Annotated in this window: 1 pseudogene; it reads left to right on the top strand. The window is 60.3% G+C overall.

Annotation, left to right across the window (positions count from 1 at the left end):
* Positions 1-6: 6 nt before the first annotated feature.
* A pseudogene (locus AB4513_RS24740) lies at positions 7-224 on the top strand (hypothetical protein); the annotation flags it as partial.

Genomic DNA, 224 nt, shown 5'->3' with positions numbered 1-224 from the left:
CAGGTTGTGACGGCGAACGCCGATGGCTCTTACACGGTGAAAGCGGGTGAAACCCAACTGACGGTCGAAGTGGCGACCAAAGACGACGCGACGTACGAAGGCGACGAGAAACTGAGCTTGAAAGTGACGGGCGTGACGGGCGTTAACGGCACGGACACCAGTGACTTAACCATCACCGATGACGGCACCGGCCCGGTCGACCCTGGCACTCCAAACCCAGACGA

It is taken from the genome of Vibrio sp. 10N.222.54.E6, assembly GCF_041473955.1.
In the GTDB taxonomy this organism is placed as follows: domain Bacteria; phylum Pseudomonadota; class Gammaproteobacteria; order Enterobacterales; family Vibrionaceae; genus Vibrio; species Vibrio tasmaniensis_A.
The sequence above is the reverse complement of the archived record's forward strand: the minus strand, read 5'-3'. Positions and strand labels throughout refer to the sequence as shown.